This is a genomic window from Williamsoniiplasma lucivorax ATCC 49196, assembly GCF_000518285.1.
GTDB lineage: Bacteria > Bacillota_I > Bacilli_A > Mycoplasmatales > Mycoplasmataceae > Williamsoniiplasma > Williamsoniiplasma lucivorax.
Window position 1 is genome coordinate 38,669 of sequence record NZ_JADH01000001.1, and the last position, 22,482, is coordinate 61,150.

At 31.1% G+C, this 22,482-nt stretch carries 18 protein-coding genes and 1 tRNA gene; 1 reads left to right on the top strand and 18 read right to left on the bottom strand.

Annotation, left to right across the window (positions count from 1 at the left end):
• Nucleotides 1–10: 10 nt before the first annotated feature.
• Nucleotides 11–1,000 carry a Pr6Pr family membrane protein gene (locus P695_RS0100170; protein ID WP_028126327.1) on the top strand — a complete coding sequence of 330 codons (990 nt, stop codon included), beginning with the start codon at nt 11–13 and terminating at the stop codon, nt 998–1,000.
• Nucleotides 1,001–1,037: 37 nt separating this feature from the next.
• On the opposite strand, the gene P695_RS0100175 is transcribed toward P695_RS0100170, so the two are convergent.
• The 18 genes from P695_RS0100175 to infB all read right to left on the bottom strand — a co-directional run bounded on the left by P695_RS0100175 (nt 1,038) and on the right by infB (nt 22,481).
• Entirely contained in the window at nt 1,038–1,817 is a 780-nt protein-coding gene (locus tag P695_RS0100175; RefSeq protein WP_028126328.1) for an ABC transporter permease subunit, read from the bottom strand.
• Nucleotides 1,792–2,532 carry an ABC transporter ATP-binding protein gene (locus tag P695_RS05160; RefSeq protein ID WP_051437251.1) on the bottom strand — a complete coding sequence of 247 codons (741 nt, stop codon included), beginning with the start codon at nt 2,530–2,532 and terminating at the stop codon, nt 1,792–1,794. Before P695_RS05160 ends, P695_RS0100175 begins: the two co-directional genes overlap by 26 nt.
• Before the next feature lie 32 nt (nt 2,533–2,564).
• Nucleotides 2,565–3,080 (bottom strand): hypothetical protein, encoded by a 516-nt coding sequence (locus P695_RS0100185; protein ID WP_028126329.1) that lies wholly within the window; start codon nt 3,078–3,080, stop codon nt 2,565–2,567.
• A gap of 97 nt (nt 3,081–3,177) precedes the next feature.
• Nucleotides 3,178–4,113 (bottom strand): ABC transporter permease, encoded by a 936-nt coding sequence (locus P695_RS0100190; RefSeq protein ID WP_028126330.1) that lies wholly within the window; start codon nt 4,111–4,113, stop codon nt 3,178–3,180.
• Nucleotides 4,106–6,649: an ABC transporter permease gene (locus P695_RS05785; RefSeq protein WP_028126331.1), complete on the bottom strand. Its 2,544-nt coding sequence runs from the start codon at nt 6,647–6,649 to the stop codon at nt 4,106–4,108. Before P695_RS05785 ends, P695_RS0100190 begins: the two co-directional genes overlap by 8 nt.
• The gene (locus P695_RS0100200) at nt 6,642–8,198 is read right to left on the bottom strand and encodes an ABC transporter ATP-binding protein (RefSeq protein ID WP_028126332.1); all 1,557 of its coding nucleotides are present in this window, start codon (nt 8,196–8,198) and stop codon (nt 6,642–6,644) included. The genes P695_RS05785 and P695_RS0100200 overlap by 8 nt, the downstream gene beginning before the upstream one ends.
• Entirely contained in the window at nt 8,198–9,925 is a 1,728-nt protein-coding gene (locus P695_RS0100205) for a type 1 periplasmic-binding domain-containing protein (protein ID WP_028126333.1), read from the bottom strand. The genes P695_RS0100200 and P695_RS0100205 overlap by 1 nt, the downstream gene beginning before the upstream one ends.
• Before the next feature lie 304 nt (nt 9,926–10,229).
• Nucleotides 10,230–11,156, bottom strand: coding sequence for an ABC transporter permease (locus P695_RS0100210; RefSeq protein ID WP_028126334.1), 927 nt, complete (start codon nt 11,154–11,156; stop codon nt 10,230–10,232).
• 1 nt (nt 11,157) lies between these two features.
• On the bottom strand, nt 11,158–13,704 hold the full coding sequence (locus P695_RS05170) for an ABC transporter permease (RefSeq protein WP_051437253.1): 2,547 nt from the start codon (nt 13,702–13,704) through the stop codon (nt 11,158–11,160).
• Nucleotides 13,688–15,247 (bottom strand): ABC transporter ATP-binding protein, encoded by a 1,560-nt coding sequence (locus P695_RS0100220; protein WP_028126335.1) that lies wholly within the window; start codon nt 15,245–15,247, stop codon nt 13,688–13,690. The genes P695_RS05170 and P695_RS0100220 overlap by 17 nt, the downstream gene beginning before the upstream one ends.
• The gene (locus tag P695_RS0100225; RefSeq protein WP_028126336.1) at nt 15,247–16,965 is read right to left on the bottom strand and encodes a hypothetical protein; all 1,719 of its coding nucleotides are present in this window, start codon (nt 16,963–16,965) and stop codon (nt 15,247–15,249) included. Before P695_RS0100225 ends, P695_RS0100220 begins: the two co-directional genes overlap by 1 nt.
• A 261-nt stretch (nt 16,966–17,226) precedes the next feature.
• Nucleotides 17,227–17,970 (bottom strand): DxFTY motif-containing membrane protein, encoded by a 744-nt coding sequence (locus P695_RS0100230; RefSeq protein ID WP_028126337.1) that lies wholly within the window; start codon nt 17,968–17,970, stop codon nt 17,227–17,229.
• A gap of 81 nt (nt 17,971–18,051) precedes the next feature.
• A tRNA-Gly gene (locus tag P695_RS0100235) sits at nt 18,052–18,125 on the bottom strand.
• A 48-nt stretch (nt 18,126–18,173) separates the two neighbouring features.
• On the bottom strand, nt 18,174–18,440 hold the full coding sequence (rpsO, locus tag P695_RS0100240) for a 30S ribosomal protein S15 (RefSeq protein ID WP_028126338.1): 267 nt from the start codon (nt 18,438–18,440) through the stop codon (nt 18,174–18,176).
• A 114-nt stretch (nt 18,441–18,554) separates the two neighbouring features.
• Nucleotides 18,555–19,298: a hypothetical protein gene (locus P695_RS0100245; protein ID WP_028126339.1), complete on the bottom strand. Its 744-nt coding sequence runs from the start codon at nt 19,296–19,298 to the stop codon at nt 18,555–18,557.
• Nucleotides 19,298–20,161, bottom strand: a complete 864-nt coding sequence (gene truB, locus P695_RS0100250; protein WP_028126340.1) for a tRNA pseudouridine(55) synthase TruB — start codon at nt 20,159–20,161, stop codon at nt 19,298–19,300. Before truB ends, P695_RS0100245 begins: the two co-directional genes overlap by 1 nt.
• A gap of 44 nt (nt 20,162–20,205) precedes the next feature.
• Complete coding sequence (rbfA, locus tag P695_RS0100255) at nt 20,206–20,559, bottom strand: 30S ribosome-binding factor RbfA (protein ID WP_028126341.1); 354 nt, start codon at nt 20,557–20,559, stop codon at nt 20,206–20,208.
• 41 nt (nt 20,560–20,600) lie between these two features.
• The gene (gene infB / locus P695_RS0100260) at nt 20,601–22,481 is read right to left on the bottom strand and encodes a translation initiation factor IF-2 (RefSeq protein ID WP_028126342.1); all 1,881 of its coding nucleotides are present in this window, start codon (nt 22,479–22,481) and stop codon (nt 20,601–20,603) included.
• Between the last annotated feature and the right edge of the window lies 1 nt (nt 22,482).

Consider the following 22,482-nt stretch of genomic DNA (forward strand, 5'->3'; position numbering starts at 1 on the left):
GGGGGTTTTTATGTTTTCAATAAAAAATAAAATTAATCGTAACTTTCATAAAGAATGAAAGTTTTGATTTGAAACTATCCTTGGTTTTGCGATTGTCGTTTTATTACTTTTACAAATTTTATATGGGATTTGAAGTATTTGAGATGTTCAAACTAAGATGAATGATTATATTAAAAAACATCCCACAATGGATTTGGAACACATTTTAGATTATTTTAGAAAAACTGCTGAATTTGATCGCACTAGCGCGATTTGAGTAACAATTGGTTTTGGTTATGAAGGGGATGGCATTATTGCTTCAGCAGCAGTTGGTTCTTATATTTTTTATTGATTTAGTTTTTTCACTCATGATTCAAATATTTTAGTAGCCATTTGATTACTGGCAAAAGCTTTTGCAAGAATTTGACCAAGAAGAGATCATGTCTTTTTAACTTATAATTGAAGTTTAGTCGTGATTACTTTTATTACTTTGACCTCACTTGTTTATTTGACTATTTTAGCGCCCGTTTATTTTTTAGATACTGCTCAACAAGTCGAAAAATTAACAATAAGAAGTTTACTTTTCTCTGGAATGTTGCATGCTGTTTTCCCTTGAATGTTTATTATTTATCAAGTCTTTTTTGATCCAATGAAAGCTCAATATAATCCCAAAAAATATGTCAAGAAAAAACTTTGAGGTGGTCCATTAATTTTAACAATCTATACTATTTTTATTCTTATTCGTGGTGAAACACGTTTCCAAGATGCTAATCTTGGCACAACAAGATATCCTTATTTCTTTTTTGATATTCATAATCCAGATATTTTAGGAATGCCTGGATGAGCATGATTTATCATTACAATTATTGCCATTTTAGGGATTTATTTTGGAGCTAGCAATTTTTATAATTGAATAATTTGAAAAAATGGAAAGCGTTTAAAAAGCAGCAAAACTAAACAACTTTTAGATTCTAAAAAAACAGAAAATGAGAAAGTGAAAACAAACAAAAAGCAACGTTAATTGGTTGCTTTTTGTTTGTTGAAAATAATTTTTTGCTTTAAAGTAATAAATTTTTATTTTTAAATATAAATAGTGAACCAAACAATAAACCAATATTAATTGGAAGACCTACTAAATAAGCAAAGACCATTGTTCAATCACCTTTCAAAATTGTTTCTAGGTCTGAAAAACCAAACACTGAAACATAACGAAATTTACTAATTACTTCATATTCGTTAAAAATAAATGAAATTGTAAACATCGCTAGTGATCCAACTAAAATCCCTCCACTAATTAATAAAGCATTCATTCTTTTTTTACAAAAGACATTAAAAATAAAACTAATTGATGCTAATGTTCATGTTCCTAAGAAATATGTTCAATTTAAATTAATAAATTTTCCATAATCTTCGACTTTGAAAAATTTAGTTAAAAGCGTCATCCCGAAAATCATTTGAAAAATAAATAATCCGAAAATTGTGAAAAAGACTGCCATATATTTACTTAATAAAATTGTGTAGCGAGAATTTTTCGACACCATTAGAATTGCTAAACTTGTATTTTCAATTTCGTTGCTCACTAGTTTTGTTGGTAATAAAATAGCTAGTAAACCAAAAATAATAATTCCTAATGGTTGATAAACGGTTTGATTAAAACCAGCAATCGTATTACCATAAGGTTTCTCAGCAGTTGCTTTATCTTGTTTAACAATTTCAGCTGTTAAACCTAGAATAAATAAAATGGCAATACAAATTGTAATCACAATTAAAAAGCTTAAATTGCTTTTAATAGAACGTTTGACAATTGTTCAATTAATTTTTGTAGTTGATAGTTTCATTGAACCCCTTTACATTATAAATTTCTCAAAAGATTTTCTCTAATTTAATATTTTGTTCCACTATGCTTTGCATTGTGTCGTTAAACATAATGTGACCCTTTTTTAAAATTAAAACTTGATCACATAGTTTTTCAACTTCATCCATAATGTGCGATGAAAGAATAATTGTTTTACCTTGATTTTTCATTTCTAAAATCGTTTCTAAAAATTTGGCTTGCATCACTGGGTCTAAACCAGCTGTTGGCTCATCTAAAACATAAATGTCAAAATCACCCATTAAGCAAGCAATAATCGCAACTTTTTGTTTCATTCCTTTCGACATTTTTTTAATTAAAGATTTAGCATCTAATTCAAAATAATCAATCAATTGATACATACGAGTTAAGTCTTTAATCTCTCTTAGTTTGGCATAAAATTGCAAATAAGATAAACCTGTTCCTTCATTAGGAATAATTGGTTCTCCTGAAATGTAACTAATAGTCCCATTGACTAATTCAATATTGTTTCAAATTTCATGACCATTAATTAATGCATTACCTTGTTGTTGTTTAATAAAACCAAGAATAATGCGAATTAATGTTGTTTTTCCAGATCCTGATGGACCCATAAAACCAAAGATTTGTCCTGGTTTGATTGTGATATTAATATCAAAAACTCCTTTTTCCGAGTTAGGATAAATCATGGTTAAATTTTCTAATTTAATTTTTTCATTCATAATAACCTCCATTTGTTTTTTTGAAAAAATCATTACATTGGCGGTGAAGAATTGGTGATTTCAAAATTATCAAATCATTTATTCCTAATGATTTGATAATTAATTTGTGAAGTTTTAACAAACTGCTCAATGACCATTAAAAGAGCAAGAAATAAAATGTGAAAAGCATTTTTGGTCGGTTTGGGTTTTTTTCAAACTAACATTTTAATTTTATAGATTTGAAAGCAAGCTTTGATATTCATTGTTAAATAACTATAAATTAAACAAGTGATTAACAAGATGGTCATGATCAGCAAACTGATAATTAAAAAAACAATATTGGTTCATGATAAATATTTAGCTGATTCTGAAAATAACCAAATTCAAGATTTAACTTTCAAGAAATATAAAAAAATGCCAGTATTCAAGCAAATCGCTAAAATAATTTCACTTCAAAAAACAACCATTGTTTTGATTGAAGTGAAATTTTTGTGGCCTTGTTTAAAAATCAAAGGAAACAAAAATGAAATAAGTAAAACGTTTTTCAAACCATTAAATATTTTTTTCATATATATATTTTAGCAAATTAAAATCCCATTCATCTCGCGAATGGGATTTTAATTTTGGATTATTTTTTATTCAATCCAAATGCTTAGGTAATAGTTTTTACCTTTTGTCTTTATAAAATGGAATCCCCACAGCAGCTGGTGCTCGTGATGATTTAGAAAAGATAATCATTGTAATAATTGTACACCCAAAAGGTAACACTCTAAAAAATGGGGCAATTTTTTTGATTTCTTCACTTGTGGTTAAGAACCCTAAGTTTTGACCCAGAGCAAATAAGAATGAGAAACCAATTGCTCCTAGAATCATGTAATGAATTTTTCATTGTCCAAAAATCATAATGGCAATTCCTAAAAATCCATATCCTAAAACATTACCAGTAAATTGACCATTACCAACAGCTGTTAGGACGAATAGTCCTCCCCCAATCCCAGCAATGACCCCAGATAAGAACACTGCTAGGTAACGATATTTATGCACACTAATTCCTGCCGCATCAATCGCATGGGGGTTTTCGCCAACCATTGCATAACGCATTCCTTGTTTTGTTATTTTAAAGAATAAGAACACTCCGATTCCTAAAACGATGGCCAAAATTAATGCCATAGGCACAATCCCTCCACAGGCTTTATCAATATTAATTGGGGTGTAATTGGAAAGGATAACCATTGTTTGTTCTCCAAAATAACCTGATGTAACTAAGAATAAAGCAATCCCTAAAGCTAAAATATTAATTGCTACTCCAGAAATAATTTGATTTGATTTTAAAGTAATTGAAGGGAAGGCATGAAGGAAAGCAAACACTCCAGCCACCAGTCCCCCTAATGGTAGGACTCATAATTGCGAACAGTTGTTATCACCATTTTTATTGACGATAGTTCCCATGATAGCTACAACTAATGCCCCAATAATCATCATCCCTTCAACAGCAATATTGGTCACACCAGCTTTTTCTGCCATTAAACCTGAAACTGAGGCAAATGTTAACACAATGAATAACGCAATTGTTAATGCAAATAAATTTATCATCTTACTTAACCTCCTTTAAAGCCATATTTTTTTGTTCTTCAATGCGAATTGTCGCTTCTAAACTAAGATGTAAAGCATCTTTTTGATGCATTATTTCTTTTAATTGTTCAAAAGTACAACGTTTATTTGTTTTATGTAACACAGATAATTTTTGCTTAGTTTCTTGTTTTAAAAGTTTTAAATTTCGACAAGTTGTTTGATATTTATGTTTTTCTAATGCCATTGCTAGTTGCGCTTTTAAAATTTCATAACCAACAAAAGCTTGATATTTCATTTGATGTAATTTGACAACTAATTCAATACGATCCACCATTTTTTCCGGAGCATCATAAATCTCAATTGCTTTATTTGTTAAAAGTAAATTAATTTTTTTGTTTGCTTGTTCAATTTTTTTGAAAATCATTGTGTAAGTTTGCAAATCTTGGACATTGAATTGGGCAAGTTCAGTTTCTAAATTCATGATAATTTTAGATGCTTGATTAATTTTTTCATCACTTAATAACAGATCAACTTGTTGATTTCGTTTGTGATTTTCTTGTTTATTTTGATTTAGACAAGTTTTGTAAATAGTTTTTGCCTCCATTTGATCTGCTAGCAATTTTTGTTTAAGCTGTTTTAATTTCACTGCTTCTTTTTTTAATAATTGCATTTGCTCACTTGCTTGTTTTTTAGCAGCTCTCATAGCTAATTTGGTTTCAAATTGCAAAGTTTTAATTTGAATATTTTCAATTTTAACTTGTGCTTTTAATTGTTTTTTAATCATTTTAATGCAATCAAATTGACTATTTTTACTTAATGTTTGATCATGTTTGGTTGCATTGATTTGCATTTTAGCATTGGATTTTAAATTAATAATGTTTTCACGAATGTTAAAATGCTGTTTTGCTAATGTAGATTTTAAAGTTGTTTTATGATCGCGATATTGGAAAGCAAAACTAATATTTCCCAATTCTCCTTTATAAAATTCTTGTGCTTGTTTAACTGCTTTTTTGTATGTTTTTTTAGCTTGTTTATTTTGCATTGCTAATCAATTGATTTGTTGCTTTTGATACTCACCAAGTTCAGTTTTAAACAAGTTCAATTTAAATTTTTCATCCTCAATCATTGTTCTAGTTTGTTGATGAATTTGTTGTACATTTTTTAAGTAGCGATTTCTAATGCCGGCAAAACCTTGGGTTGTGTTTTTTTCATTCAGTTGTTTTTTCAACGCCTTAATTATGGCACTAATTTGATTTAACTCTAATTTAATAATGCCTTGAAAATCCATTTTCACAATTTTTTCATCAATTAAAGTTTGGGTGGTTTTAATAGCCTGACGATATTCTTTATCAAATTTAATGAAAGTTTTTCGCAAGCTTAAGCGATATTTTTTACAGTAAAGTAATCACAATGCTTTTCTTTCTGTTTTTGCTTTTAAAAGATAAATCCACATTTTGAAAAATTGTTGAGGTTTGAACATCATAAAGATGACACTAATTGCTGCAAAGTAAAGGATGATTCCTGTGACTAAACCAGCAATTTGTGTTGGGATTCCATAAAGTGATGAAATAGGTGCTCCTGCATTTTGAATCACACCTCACAATCCTCCGATAAAAATCATTCCGACTGGATTATTAAAAGCAATTAAGGAAATTGCAATTACATCAAATCCCATTGTTGGTAAATTGTCATTCGCAAAAAATGTATTGGGATTAAGTGTGGCCATTGAAATAAATCCCGCTACCCCAGCAATAGCTCCTGACATAGTCATCGCTATAATAATTTTTTGCTTAACATTAATCCCTGAATATTTCGCTGCATTTGAAGAATTACCAACAGCTTTTAATTTAAATCCGAAAGTTGTTTTTAAGAACAATAAAGTCGCAATAACAACAATTCCTCCTGCAATTAATAATGGGATGATAATTTCATTTTCCCCAATGTTCAACATCCCTGACGGAATCTCCATTGATGCTCCAGGTAGTGAAGTCGAACCAAATTGGTTTGGATAACCAGATACAAAGATTCATTTAAACAAGTATCAAATAAATCAGTTCAGCAAAATAGTTGTGACAACTTCATGAATGTTGCACATGGCTTTTAAAATTCCGGCAATAAAAGCCATGAACGCCCCAGACACCACCGAAACCAAGAACAATAATAAAATCATACTTGGTTCGACACTAGTCGTGTCTTTCGGAACAAGACTAAACAAAACAATTGTTGAGACACTAGTCGCTGCTAAAATTTGTCCAGGAGCTCCAATGTTAAAGACTCCTGTTTTAAAACCAATTGCCACAGCCACACCACCAACAATGAAGATGGCCATTCAATTAAAAGTTTGAGAAATGTATAATTCGCTAAATGCAACATTAAACATACGGTAGAAATAATCAAAAGGATTAACATTTAAAGTAGCGAGTAAAATTCCTGATACAACAAATCCAGCAATAATTGCTAAAATTGATCCTTTTAAATATTTTTGACGTTTTTGGAATTCATTTGATTGTGTGACATCTCTCAATTTTGAGGTGAAAAATCATTTTTGTTGCTTAAATTTATTCATAATTTAACTCCTTTTCTAGCGTTTGTTTTCCAGTCATTAAAGCACCGATTTCAGCTTTGCTAGCACCTTTACCAGCTACTTCACCAACTTTTTTACCATCGTTAATGACGACAATACGGTCAGCTAAAGCCATGATTTCATTAAGTTCATAAGAAATTAATAAAACACCTTTGCCTTTTGCTTTTTCTGCCAGAATTTGGGCATGAATATATTCAATCGCTCCAACATCTAATCCACGTGTTGGTTGGGCGACAATTAAAAGGTCATGTTGTTTACGTAATTCACGCCCAACCACAACTTTTTGTTGGTTCCCCCCAGACAATCCACGTGCCATCGCAATTCCGTTTCTTGAACCACGCACATCAAAATCTTTAATGATTGCTTGGGCATAATGAGTAATTGCTTTTTTATTAATTAAACCTTTTTTAGAAAAAGGATAATGATCAATTTCTTGTGATACGATGTTATCTTGAACAGAGAAATCTAAGAGCATCCCATATTTATGACGATCTTCAGGAATGTGTGACATTCCTAGCTCATAGCGTTTTTTAATCGTTTCAACTAATAAGTTAAGATTTTTAAAAATAACAGCTCCTGATTGGGTTTTGATTAAACCAGTCACAGCTTCCACTAATTCTTTTTGACCATTCCCTTCCACCCCGGCAATCGCCACAATTTCACCAGGATAAAGATCAAGATTAAATGTTTCTAAAGCATTAATTTTATGATTAGTTTCTTTACCAACACTCAAATTAATAATTTGTAAAATCGGTTGGTCACTGCATCGTGGTGCATAATCATTTTTAACTTCAACAATTTTACGTCCGACCATTGCTTGGGCAATATCACTAACTGACATTGTTTTGACATCTAAATCAATAATTTTTTTACCATGACGAATGACAGTTGCAGTATTGGCAACTTTTTTAATTTCATCAATTTTGTGGGAAATGAAAATAATTGTTTTACCTGCTTTTTGTAAATTCAACATCACTTTTAACAATCCCTCAATTTGTTGTGGGGTTAAGACAGCAGTCGGTTCATCAAAAACAAGAATATCAGCTTGACGGTATAAGATTTTTAAAATTTCAACACGTTGTTGCATCCCGACAGAAATGTCTTGAATTTTGGCATTTAAATCAACATATAAATGATATTTATTCATAATCACAGTTAATTCAGCTTTGATTCTATTTTTATCTAAAAAGATGTTTCCGCGGGTGTGTTCTACACCAAGGGCAATATTTTCTCAAACGGTTGCCACATCAACTAATTTAAAATGTTGATGAACCATTCCAATTCCTAATTTATTCGCTTTGATTGGGTTAGAGATCACAACTTCTTGACCGTTAATTTTAATGACACCACTTGTTGGTTGATACAACCCAAAAAGGATTGACATCAAAGTTGATTTTCCAGCACCATTCTCTCCAACTAAAGCATGGATTTCTCCTTTTTTAATTTGCAAGTCAATATTTTGATTGGCGATGATTGCCCCATTTAAAAAGCTTTTAGTAATTTTTTCAAATTCTACAGCATATTTACTCATTATTTTTGTCCTCCTGCTCTATTCAAAGAAGCTAGCAATCTTGTGAAATAACTCTCATATCCATCAATTCCATCTCTAGTCATTGTTCAATGTGATGATGGAACATTATTTTCTTCCATAATCATCCTAATTGCTTCGCTAATTGCATGTGCCGAAATATATTGTTCTGGTGTGTCTCCAGCTTGTTGATAAACTTTAGGAAGCTGATCAAAAATCTTTTTCCCAATGCCTTTTCTAAAATCTAAAGCATTAATCGCTAAGTTTTTCCCAAGCATTCATTTATCATCACTAGCTCGTGATGAAGAAATGGTTCAATCTGGTTCTTGTTTAGCTAAAAAACCATCTTCAATTTCTGGACCATTAACATAACCGACAATTTCTTTTTTACTCTCATCTTTATAAATGTATTTTAAAGAACGACTTTTTTTGAATAATGCAAACGCTGCTTGCGTTAACCCTTTAGTTGATGAAGTAATAAAGCGGTCTTCAGCTTTAGTATCTTTTCCCACAGTTAGCACTTGATCAGTATCAACTCCAATCACAAATGGACGATATGTCGCACCAGTAATCTCTTTAGCAATATCATTGGTTTGTGGTCCAGCAACCCCCATAATAATGTCAGTTTGATTTTTAATTAAATTTGGTAAAAGCCCAGAACGATTAGCATCTCCGATGCTAAAACTATGAGTGTATCAAGTTGGATCAGCTTTATTAATCACTTTCACTTGACTAAGTTCATCACTACCAACATTTCCAAATTGGATTTTTTGTGGTGTAAAGTTTTTTACCACCCCAGTAGCATCTGTTAATTGGAAATTTTGCCCAGCAATAATCGTGTTAAATAATTGAACCGCCACCAAATAACCTCAAATGGTATTATCAACAGCCGTTTTTGCAGAAATTCCCCCAAATGCTCCCATCGAAATTCTGCCATCTCCACTAGCATCACCATTTAATTGATTTCCAGGAACTCATTGGCCAGTTGTCATGTCAATTTTGGGCATATTTGCTCAAAGTGCAGCATCTCATGCGGCATTGAACCCACTTAATTCTGAATCAAATTGAACAGAAATGGTGTTCTTATTTTTGGTTGGAATTTTACGGCCATCTTGATCTAATTCAAATTGTTGTTGAGCATTTTTTTTATAAGCATAATCAATCACACCATCTAAAAAGATGAGAGTTTTTCCTTCTTTTTCTGTTCACTTGATTAATTTGTTGACCGAACCAGCATGAGCAAACCCAGCAATTAAAATTGCATCAGCTTTTTTGTATAATCCCATTTTGTAACTAGCATAGTAATCAGTCATCGCATGCCCAGCTGTTTCCACATAATTACTTGATGCTTTTTTAGCCGGTTCCCAACTTTCACTTTTGCTTGGATCAACCATTGGCTGATCCAATCTAAATTCTCTCCCAGCTCAAGAAGATGCGTAATCAAAGCTTTGGGCTTTGTCTTTTTGATCTTCAGTAAAAGTCACTTTATCACCTTCTTGGCGATTATTATTTTGATATAAATTTTGGTGGATTTGTGCACCATATTGAATAATGCTATCTCATCCACTTTCATTAAATGATTTGTCCCGAATATTTCCACCATCAGTGATAAAAACAATCCTTTGCCCAACTAAACCTTCTGCAAATTTAGCAGGAATGCAACTGACAACAGTTGCTGTTGTTACCCCTAATGAAACAAATAAACTGAGACCAGTTATTAATTTTTTCATTGTCCTTCCTTCGTTTTGAAAAATGGAAAATTTTATCCACATTTCCATTTTTCTAATAAATTTTTTTTCTCTTAATTCTTGTTTGTAATTAAGTCGAAATTCATTATATATAGTAAGTAGGCTTTTGAAAAGCAAAAAAACAAAAATTTCCATTATTCTAAAAAAGAATGGAAACAAATTTTTTAGTTTCAAAAACCAGATCAAAAAGTCATTAAAAACTCATTGAAAAAATACAAAAAAATGAAACAAATTGTCGAGGCAATTTGTTTCATTTTAGTTTACAAAGTTTAATTTCTTTGTCCAGTTATCTTTTTGCCTTATCAAATGGCACACCAACAGCAGCTGGGGCTCGCGATGATTTGGAAAAAATTATCATTCCGATAATAGTAAAGGCAAATGGCAACACTTTAAATAAGATGGCTGCTTGTTTGACAGTATCATTATCTGTCATAGTTCCTAATTGTTGACCAAGAGCAAACAAGAAGGCAAAAACAATTGTTCCTGGGAGAATGAAGTGCATTTTTCATTGACCAAAGATCATGATCGCAACTCCTAAAAAACCATACCCTAGAATGTTCCCAGTAAAGTTACCATTTCCAACAGCTGTTAGCACAAATAGTCCTCCACCAAGTCCACCAATCACTCCAGCTGAAAAGACAGCAAGGTAACGGTATTTTTTGACACTAATTCCAGCAGCATCAATGGCGTTAGGATTTTCACCAACCATCGCATAACGCATTCCTGGTTTAGTGAATTTAAAGAAGATAAACACCCCAATTGCTAAAACAATCGCTAAGATTAGAGCAACAGGAACAACTCCCCCTTTAACACTATCCATGTTAATTGGTACATATTTTGAAGCAATCACCATTGATTGTTCACCAAAGTAACCAGAAGTTGATAAGAATAAACCAATTCCTAAAGCTAAGATGTTAATTGCCACCCCAGAAACAACTTGATTAGATCTTAGTGAAACAGACGGGAAGGCATGCAGGAGGGCAAATACTCCAGCTACAAGTCCAGCAATTGGTAATGCTCATAATTGTGATAAGTTATTATCTCCTTTTTCGTTTACAAATGTTCCGATTATCGAAACAACAAGTGCCCCAATAATCATGAAGCCTTCAACAGCCACATTCGTCACTCCAGCTTTTTCAGACATCAGCCCAGAGACTGAAGCAAAAGTTAAGATGATAAATAAGGCAATAGTTCATGCGATAAGATTTGTCATATTATTGTGCCCCCTTTATTTCGTAGTATTTTGCTTCTTCAGCACTAATTAAGCCTTCTAATTTTTGATAAATCATATTTTCAGCAATAATTAGTGCTTCTAATTGTTCAATATTGTGTTTAGTTTTTGAAGTGTCTAATGCACAAATTTCAGTTTTGGTTTGTGCTTTTAAAGCATCTAAATTAGTCATGACTTGTTGATATTTTGCTAGTTCTAATTGATTTGCTTTTTTGCTAGCAAAGATTTCATAACAAGCAATTCAATGGTATTGTAAACGACGAATTTTTAAAGCTAATTTAATTCGATCAACCATTTTTTCTTCAGCATCATATGCTTCAATTGTTTCATTTGTTAAAATCTGATTCATTTTCACAATTGCTTGATCAAATAATGTAAAGGCATCAATATAAATTTCGTTACTTTCACTGTTGAATTGGGCTAAATCATTTTGTAATTGCAAGAGCACTTTCTTGGCTTCGACAATTTTTTGGTCACTTAGCTTCATATCAATTTGGTTTTTGCGCTCAATTTCTTGTTGAGATAGACTTGATAATTTTTCTTGATATGTTTTTTCAATTTGAATTTTTGCTTCTTGAGCTTTTCTATGAATTGTTTCTAATTGAATTTTGTCCATTTCTAGATGAGCAATTTGAGCTTGATGTTGCGTTTTTAACTCTTGTAGTTGAGTATTCACTTCTGATTGTAAAATGTTAATTTGCTTTCTTTCATCTTGCAGTTTTAAACGCAATTCAGCTCTCAGGGTTTTAATTGATGAACGCTTTTCAGATGGGTTCAAATTATTATCATGTTTAATAATATTAATTTTCATACTTGCATCTGATTTTAAGTTTTGGATCAATTCTTTAAGCACTAATTTTTGTTTAGCAAATTCTGATTTTAGTGAAAGCATTTGATCACGATATGTAAAAGTTCCTTTTAAATATCCAACTTGTCCTTCTTCAAATTCTTTGTTTGCTTTTAAAGCTTTTTTGAAATCTTTTTTAGCTTGTTTTTTTTGAATATTTAATCAGTTAGCTTGTTCGTATTTTCTAACTTTAACATCAACTTTAAATGTTTGTAAAGCTAATTTGATTTGCTCAATATTTTTAATTACTTGTTTATTAGTATTTTTAATAGATTTATTTTTACGAGTAGTAATTCCATCAAAACCATAAATAGTGTTTTTGTCTAAAATTGTTTTTTTCAGTTCTTTAATCGCTTGGTTAGTGTGATTAATTTCCATATCATATAAACTCTTGAAATCTAATCTGACAATTTGTTTATCAAATTTAGTTGTTGATTCTTGAATTGCAGCTTTGTAATCTTTAGTGAAGAACAAGAATTTTTTTCGCAATAATGCTTTTGTTTTCTTTTTGTACAACAACCATAACAATTTCTTTTCATGTTTGGATTTCAAAATGTAGTAAGACATTTTCAATAGTTGAATTGGATTAAACATAATGAAGATCGCACTAATGGCTGCAAAGTAAATAATAATTCCTGAAACCAATCCAGCAATTTGGGTTGGAATTCCATAAAGTGATGAGATTGGTGCCCCAGCATTTTGAATAATTCCTCATAATCAGCCAACACCAATCACTCCAATTGGGTTATTAAATGCAACTAAGGAAATCGCAATAATATCAAATCCATAAACTGGTAAGTTATCATTTCCAAAATAGATATTCGGGTTTAGTGTTGTCATCAAAACAAAACTAGCCACACCCACAAGTGCTCCAGAAATCACCATTGATAAAACAATTTTTTGTTTAACATTAATTCCAGAATATTTTGCCACACTTGGTGAGCTACCAACAACTTTTAATTTAAATCCAAAAGTTGTTTTAGCAAATAAGATTCCAACAATAACCACACAACCTAAAGCAATTAATAATGGTGCAATCACTTGATTACCACCAATTGCTAATAATCCTGAAGGAATATTCATTGAAGCTCCAGGTAAACTATTTGAACCAAATTGATTAGCAAATTGTGATGTAAAAATTCATTTGAAGAAGTATCAAACAAATCAATTCAAGAGAATTGTTGTCACAACTTCATGAATGTTAAAGAGTGCTTTTAAAATTCCAGCAATAAATGCCATTAATGCCCCAAACAAAACTGAGACTAAAAATAATAAGAAGACAACTCCACCATCAACTTGTGTTTGCTCTCTAGGGATAATACTAAATAAAACAACAGTTGACATTCCGGTTGCTGCAATAATTTGTCCCGGGGCCCCAATATTGAACACTCCAGATTTAAATCCCACAGCCATGGCTAATCCACCAATAATGTAGAATGCCATTCAGTTAAATGATTCATTAAAGTATAGTTTGCTATATGCCACATCAAACATTCTAAAGAAATATTCGAAAGGGTTAACATTCAAAATAGAGATTAATAAACCTGAAATGATAAATCCAGCTAAAATAGCAAAAATAGATCCTTTTAAATATTTCATTTTGTGACTAGCTTCACTAGAAAACATGACTTCTTTTGTTTTACTAGTGATGAATCAACTATGTCTTTTAAATTTTCATTTCATGAGTACTGTCTCCTTTCTGTCTTCCGGTCATTAAAATACCAATTTCTTCTTTTTTAGTGCCTTGAGCTGGTAATTCACCAATGAGTTTTCCTTCATTGATGACAACAATACGGTCAGCTAATGCTAAAACTTCATTTAATTCATATGAAACTAATAAGATTGCTTTACCTTGAGCTTTTTCGTGAAGAATTTGCGAATGAATATATTCAATTGCACCAATATCTAACCCACGTGTTGGTTGAACAACAATTAAGAGATCATGTTGTTTGCGTAATTCACGTCCAACAACAACTTTTTGTTGATTCCCTCCAGATAGCCCTCTGGCAAGTGCAAGACCATGTCTTGAACCACGTATATCAAAATCTTTGATAATTCCTTGTGAATAACGATAAATTGCTTTTTTGTTAATTCAACCATATTTAGAAAATGGATAATAATCAATTTCTTGGGAAATCATATTATCTTGGACTGTAAAATCTAATAACATTCCATATTTATGACGATCTTCTGGAATGTGTGACATTCCTAGTTTGTATCTTGTCCCAATATTTTGTTCTAATAGGTTTAAGTTTTTAAAAATAATCGCTCCTGAACTTGCTTTAGTTAATCCAGTAATTGCTTCAATTAATTCTTTTTGACCATTACCTTCAACCCCAGCAATCGCCACGATTTCTCCGGCTTTGACATCTAAATTAAAAGTTTCTAAACCATTAATTTTATTATTAGTTTCTTTTTTCACAGTTAAGTTTAAGATTTGTAAAACTGGTTCATCACTCACTGGTTTTTTATAATCGTTTTTGACTTCGACTATTTTATGACCAACCATTGCTTCTCCAATTTCGCTCACACTAATTTTACTTACATCCAAATCAATGATTTTTTTACCATGACGAATCACGGTTGCTGTATTTGCTACTTTTTTAATTTCATCAATTTTGTGAGAAATAAAAATAATTGTTTTACCTGCTTTTTGCAGATTGATCATAACTTTTAATAATCCCTCAATTTGTTCAGGGGTTAAAATCGCTGTTGGTTCATCAAAAACCAAAATATCCACATTACGATATAAAATTTTTAAAATTTCGACACGTTGTTGCATTCCGACAGAAATATTTTGAATTTTGGCATCTAAATCAACATGTAAATTATATTCATTCATAATTTGAGTAATTTCTGTTTTGATTTTATTTTTATCTAATAAAATATTTGATTTGGTGTGTTCCACACCAAGAGCAATATTTTCTCAAACTGTTGACACTTCAACTAATTTGAAGTGTTGGTGCACCATTCCAATCCCTAGCTTATTTGCTTTAATCGGATTAGAAATAATCACCTCTTTACCATTAATTTTAATCGTTCCACTTGTTGGTTGATATAACCCAAAAAGAATTGACATCAACGTTGATTTTCCAGCTCCGTTTTCACCAACTAAAGCATGAATTTCACCTTTTTTCACATTCAAATCAATTTGATCATTAGCCACTAATGTTCCATTTAAAAATGTTTTGGTAATTTTTTGTAATTCAACTGCATATTTGCTCATTATGAGTTACCTCCATTCGGAGTTATGGTTAATGATGCAATGAATTTTTGAAAATAATCCATATAACCACTAATTCCATTTTGCTCAATAGTTCAAGTTTCTGGTTTATCTGCTGACGCTTTCATAATCATTTCTGTAGCCGCTTTAATTGAAGCTGGTTGGAAATAATTTTCCGGTGCTTTTCCCGCTGCTGCATAAATACCTGGAAGTTTTGCAAACATAGTTGCACCAATTCCTTCACTATACTTAACAGCATTAATTGCCAGGTTTTTACCAGGTGCTCATTTTTCTTTGGCATCTCTTGAAGAAGAAATAACTCAGTCTGGTTTTTGTTCTGCTAATTGTCCATCATCAATATCATTACCATTGACATAATATTCAATTTCTTTTTTCTTCTCATCTTTATAAATGTGTTTTAAAGATTTACTTTTTTTGAATTCTTCAACAGCCGCTGGCATTAAACCTTTAATTGAAGAAGTAATAAAACGATCAGTACTATTAGTATCTTTTCCAACACTAGTAATTTGATCAGTATCAATTCCCACAATAAATGGACTATATTTTGCTCCCACAGGTGTCACAATATCATTTGTTTGTGGTCCAGCCACACCCATAATAATATCTGTTTTGTTTTCAATCAAGTGAGGGAGAACAGTTTTATTAGCATCTCCTAATCCGAAACTATTTGAGAATCATGTTTGATCTGAGTTTCCAGAAGCCTTAACTTTATCGACATTATCAGAACCAACATTTCCAAAATCAATTTTTTTCGGAGTAAATTCTTTTGCAACTCCCGCTGCATCTTTTAAAGTATATGTTTTTCCAGCCATTGTGTCATTAAATAAATTAATCGCTACTAAATAACCTCACATTGAGTTATCAACAGAGTTTTTGGCTGAAATTCCACCAAATGTCCCCATTGAAATCTTGTCATTTCCACTAGCATCTCCATTTAATCCACCTTTTGAATCTCATCTTCCAGTTGCCATGTCAATTTTTGGCATGTTCGCTCAAAGAGCAGTATCTCATGCTGCATTAAATCCACTTAATTCTGAATTGTATTGCACAGAAATTACATTCTTATTTTTTTGCGGAATTTTTTTCTTAGTTATTGGATCTATTTTATCAGTTCCATCAGCATTTTTAACATAATCATAATCCACAGATGAATCTAAAAGCACCAATGTTTTTTCATCTTCTTCCATTCATTCAATTAGTTTACTAATTGAAGCAAGATGTCCAAATCCGGCTAATAAAATAGCATCCGCATTTTTATATAATCCCATTTTATATCCTGCATAGAAATCATTTGTATTATGACCCGCAGTTTCCACATAGTTACTTGAATATTTTTTAGGTAGATCATATGTCTGACCTTTAACTTTATCAACACCAGGATGTTCGGGATCGAATTGTCGTCCCATTAATGACGAAGCATAATCAAATTTTAATGCTTCTTCTTTAGTTTTCACATCAACTTTTTTTGTTCTTGCAGCATCTTCATAAATATTTTGATGAACTTGAGCACCATATTCAATGACACCTTCTCAGGCGCTTTCATTGAAAGAACGATCCCGAATGTTTCCACCATCAGTGACGATGACTACTCTTTGTCCAATTGGACCTTCAGCAAATTTGGCTGGAATACAAGCAACAACTGTTGCTGCTGTTAGTCCAACTGAAGAAAATGCGCTTAAAGATGTGAGTATTTTTTTCATTTTTTATCCTTTCTTTATTCCTATAAATAATCGAAAAGTTTTCTACTTTTCCACATTTAAGGAAAACTATTTTCTAGCTTTATGTCATTTTATTGATTTTAGCTTAATTTTATTATACAAAGAAGATAAGCTTTTAAAAGCAAATTTTTACATAATTTTCCGAAAAATCAAACGTTTTTGGAAAAATTTTTCAAGAAACAAGAAAATATCCCTTTTTAATTCAAAAAATAAATTCCGCAGCACTTTTTTGTTCTGCGGAATTTATTTTGCTTTATTTCTTTGTTTTGCTTCTTTAGCATTCAGTTTTTGGTTGGTCTTGGTTTTTTTGTTTTGCATTTTTAAATAGTGTTGATCATGATAATTAATCAGTTTCTCATTTAAGATCGCTTGTTTTTCTTGAATACTTTTTGCTTGAATTTGTTTTTTCTCAAATGCTTGAATAATTTTCTGGGTTTTTCTTGGTCAAGTTGTTTTATCACCTAACTGGTTTTCTTGATAAGCCTCTAAAATAGCATTTTGTTTGTCTTCTTGTTTATACTCAAAATTTCTCGCAAAGGTGGAGATAAAAAGTCCAAGCACAATGCCTAACAAACCAAACATAATTGCCAGAATAAAACGAATTAACAATTTGATAATTGTTTTATCAAATTGTCAGGCATCTAATCAAGTTTGATTAACAATGATCGAACTTAATAAAAATGTTAAACCAACAACAAAAGTAAAACCATCTGCTTTTTGCCATTTAAAAATTCAAGTGATCAAAGTTAATAGTAAAGCCAGTAAAATATATCCTAAACAAATAAGAACTAAATAACCAAGTTTTGGTTCAGGAATTCAATGATAGATATTTAAAGATAAATTTTTAAAATCAGCTAATAAGAAAAACCAAATAAAGAGAAATGGCACAATTGCAAAAAGTAATTGAAAAAGTGCACTAATTCAAAAGTTAGTTCTTGATAAATTAAATGACCGGATAGTATTTACTTTTTGCTTGCTCTCACTCATGTTTTCCTTTTTAATCATTATTTAATTTTATTATTTTTTTCATAAAAAAAATACCCTAATTGGTATTTGTTTGTTTTATAATGGAGCAGGTGAAGGGAATCGAACCCTCACAGTCAGCTTGGAAGGCTGAAGTTCTACCATTAAACTACACCTGCATGATTACTCTATAAATAATAAATAATTATTTATAGAGTGTCAAGTTATTATTTTCTAATTCCTAGTTTTTCAATAATATCTTTGTAACGTTTAACATCGTTACGAGTTAAATATTCTAATAAGTGACGACGTTGAGCAACTTTTTTTAATAAAGTACGACGAGTTGGAACATCTTTAGTATGAATTTTTAAGTGTTCAGTCATATTTTTAATATCTTCAGTTAAGATTGCGATTTGTACTTCAGACAAACCAGTGTTTTTTTCAGTGCCACCGAATTCTTTAATTAATTCAGCTTTTCTTGCTTTTGAAACCATATTTTCCCCTTCTTGTGATTTAAAACGTTTATCTAAGTAATATTTGGGGTCAAATGAGAACTCAGGTAAACAATCATCCTATATATAATAACATAGTTAATCACTAAATTATCACTATTTTTGACAAATTATTTGCCATTTTTTAGTAATTAATTCTCGTGAATTTAAATTCTCGAGAATTAATTTTTGTTCTTCAATAATTAACTCTTTAATTTCATCTTGATCATTAATAATTTCATAAATGCCATTTGGTAAATTTAACTCTGGATATTTTATTTTCACTTGTTTATTTTTAATCACAAATTCAATTTCTAATCTGCGTTTTAAATCTTTATTTACTTTTTTAATCTCACCATCAAGCACTAATTGACGTAATTTACCAGAACTAATTTTGTTATGACGTTTAAAGACAATCACTTTTTCTTTAGAAAAATGTTCAATTAAAAGTTTAACATCTCCCATTGCTTTTGACCCAAAACGAAAATCTTCACCAACCACTAAAATGTCAGCTTGAATCACATTTTTCAATCAGTGAATAAAATCTAAAGAATGATAATTAGTTAAAGCTTGATTGACTTTTAATTCCAGGTAAGCACTTGGTTGATATTGGGCAATCAAAGCTTGTTTAGTGGCTGGGGAAATCAAATCTTGACTTGTTTTTTGTAAAAAAGCCGAAATCTTTTGGTCAAAAGTAATGAAAACAAATGGTTGATTTTTTTTAAGTGCCAGATTTTTTGCTTGGTTCAGAATTTGTTGATGATATTTATGGACACCATCAAAATAACCAATAACAACCACACTGTTTTTAAAATCATCTCATTGTTGTAAATTTTGAATTGTATCTTGGATAATTTGCATTAATTATTTAACCCACCTCTTCTTGATTTATAAATCGGAAATTGATCAAGTTCATAAATTGCCACTAGTTCATCATTTTCATTAGCAATGAAAATGATTGGTTCTGGAGTTGGCAAATCTAAGCTAACTTTTTTTCCTTGTTCAAATAAAATTGTATTTTGAAATTTAATAATTGGTTTTTGGGCAATTTGGATTGCCTTGTTTAAAGGAATAATATCTTGTGCTGTGATTTCAGCTATTTTTTTCGCATAGTCCAAATTAAAAGATCCCGATGAGATTCTTCTTAATTTTGAAACAAAACCAATGGTTTTTAATTGTTTAGCAAAATCAAGCGCTAAACTACGAATATAAGTCCCTTTACTTACATCAACAACCAATTTAATTTTATCATTTTCAAACTCTAATAATTGCATTGAGTTAATGGTAATTGTGCGTGATTTAATTGTCACTGCTTCTTTTTTTAAAGCATATTCATAAAGTTTTTGCCCATCAACTTTAATCGCTGAATAAATTGGGGGAACTTGGTCATAAGTTAAACCTGAAAAATATTGCACTGCTTTTTGAACTTCTGCTAAACTAATTGTGAATGGTTCTTGTTGTTCAATCACTTCACCTTCAGCATCTAATGTAGAAGTGGTTGAAAATAATTGAATTGTAAATTGATAACTTTTTTGATCATTTAATAAGTAATCACTAACTTTAGTTCCATTTCCAATTAAAGCAATTAAAACACCACTAGCAAGTGGGTCCAATGTGCCAGCATGACCAATTTTTTTAATATTTAATTTACGTTTTAATTGCTGAATAACTTTATTGGAACTCAAATTTAGTTCTTTATCAATAACAATAATTCCGTCTTTCATAAGTTTCTTTCTATCAAAAAAGTCCAACTGGACTTTTTTGAGTTCTAGTTTTTATTTACTTTTTTTAAAATTTCTTCAATATGATTAGCATTTGCTAAGGAAGTATCATAAACAAATTGTAGTTCTGGTACGGCGCGCACTTGAATTTTACCAGCTAAAAGATGACGAATTTTTTTATGATTAATGGCTAATTCTTCAGCCACACTCGCTTCATTAATACTTGGATCAAAAGCAATAAATGAATAGAAAATTTTGGCATTTTCATTATCTTTGGATAATCTCACTTCACTAATTGAAATTGCATTTAAGCATTTATTTTGAAACTCTCTTGTTAAAATTAAAGTTAATTCACGTAAAATAGTTGATTCTTTACGAGCTGATATTTTGTTAAATCCCATATGATTTACCTTCTTTCATTCTCACTAATATTATAACTAATTTAGCTTTGTTTAACTTCTTTAACAGCGTATGCTTCAACAACATCGCCTTCTTTAAGGTCTTTGAAGTTTTTAATTGTCATTCCACCTTCAGAATCAATTTTAGCTTCTTTAATATCATCTTTTTGATGTTTTAAAGTTAAAATTTCACTAGTGTATATCACCACTCCATTACGAATGACACGGATTTTAGCATTTCTTGGAATTGAACCACTGACCACATGGAACCCACCAATCACACCAATATCTGTATGTCTAAATAAGGCACGAATTTCAGCTTGTCCTAAAATTTGTTCTTCAAAAACTGGATCAAGCATTCCTTTAGCAGCAGCTTCAAGTTCTTCAATTAGTTTATAAATAACGTTATGTAAACGAATTTCCACACCATCTTCTTCTGCTTTTTTATGCACCACAGCACTTGGGCGGACATTAAATCCATAAACTAAAGCTTGTCCAGCTGCTGCTAAGGTAATATCTGAATTGGAAATCGCCCCAACACTGGCACGAATAATGTTAATTCTCACACCATTAATATCTAATTTTGCTAATGATGATTTTAAAGCTTCGACACTTCCTTGTGTGTCAGCTTTAATAATTAAGTTGACCAATTTTAATTCCCCATCATCAATATGCGTTTTAATTGAATCTAAAGTAAATGATTGTTTGTTTGAACGTTCCATTGCTAAATGTTTTTCGTATTGTGCTTCAGCAATTGAACGCGCAACTGTTGCATCATTCATGACTAAGAATTTATCTCCCGCATTTGGCACTTCATTTAAACCAATAATCACAACTGGTTGTGAAGGCACGGCCGTTTTTAATTTGCGACCATTTTCATTTTCCATATCTTTAATTGTTCCATAAGTTGGTCCAGCAATCACGACATCACGAATATTTAAAGTTCCTTGTTGAATTAAAACTGACGCAACTGGTCCTTTTGATTTATCTAAGTGGGCTTCTAAAACAATTCCACTAGCAAACTTATTCGGATTAGCTTTGTAATCACGTAGTTCAGCAATGAATAAGATAGTTTCTTGTAAGTCATCTAAACCTTGTTTTTGCTTAGCTGAACCATAAATGAATGGAACATCGCCACCAAATTCTTCAGCTAAAATGCCATGTTGCATTAATTCAGTTTTGACACGTTCGGGATTGGCATCTGGTTTATCCATTTTGTTCACAAAAACAATGATTGGAACATTGGCATGTTTAGCATGGTCAATCGCTTCTTCAGTTTGTGGCATCACTCCATCATCAGCTGCCACAATCAAAATAACAATATCAGTGACATTTGCTCCACGACTTCTCATTTCTGTAAATGCTTCGTGACCTGGTGTATCAATGAAAGTAATTTTTTTACCACTTTTACTTGTCACTTGGTAAGCCCCAATCGCTTGAGTAATTCCCCCAGCTTCTCCAGAAACCACATTAGAATCACGCATCGAATCTAATAATGTAGTTTTCCCATGATCAACGTGTCCCATAATTGTCACAACTGGGGGGCGAGTTATTAAATCTTCTGGTTTGTCAACTTCTTGCAGTTGTTCAAAAATATTTTCTTTAGTTAAAACATTTTCTTTTTTAAAGTCAAAACCAAAATGTAAAGCCAGCTCCCCCATTTGGTCTTCATTTAAGGTGGTGTTTTGGTTTAACATCATTCCTTGAGCAAAATAATATTTAATGATTTCTGTAGTTGGTTTTTGAATTTCTTTAGCAAATTCAAAAATAGTTAAAGGTTTTGTATAGACAAAAACACCATTAATTAACCCCGTTTCAACAGTTTCTTTCAACTGTTGTTTAATGTTTTTTGTGTGTTGCTGAGCACGTTTTTTTTGTGCCAACTTGTTGTTTTTATTGTGATTATGATTGGTGTTTTTTGCCATA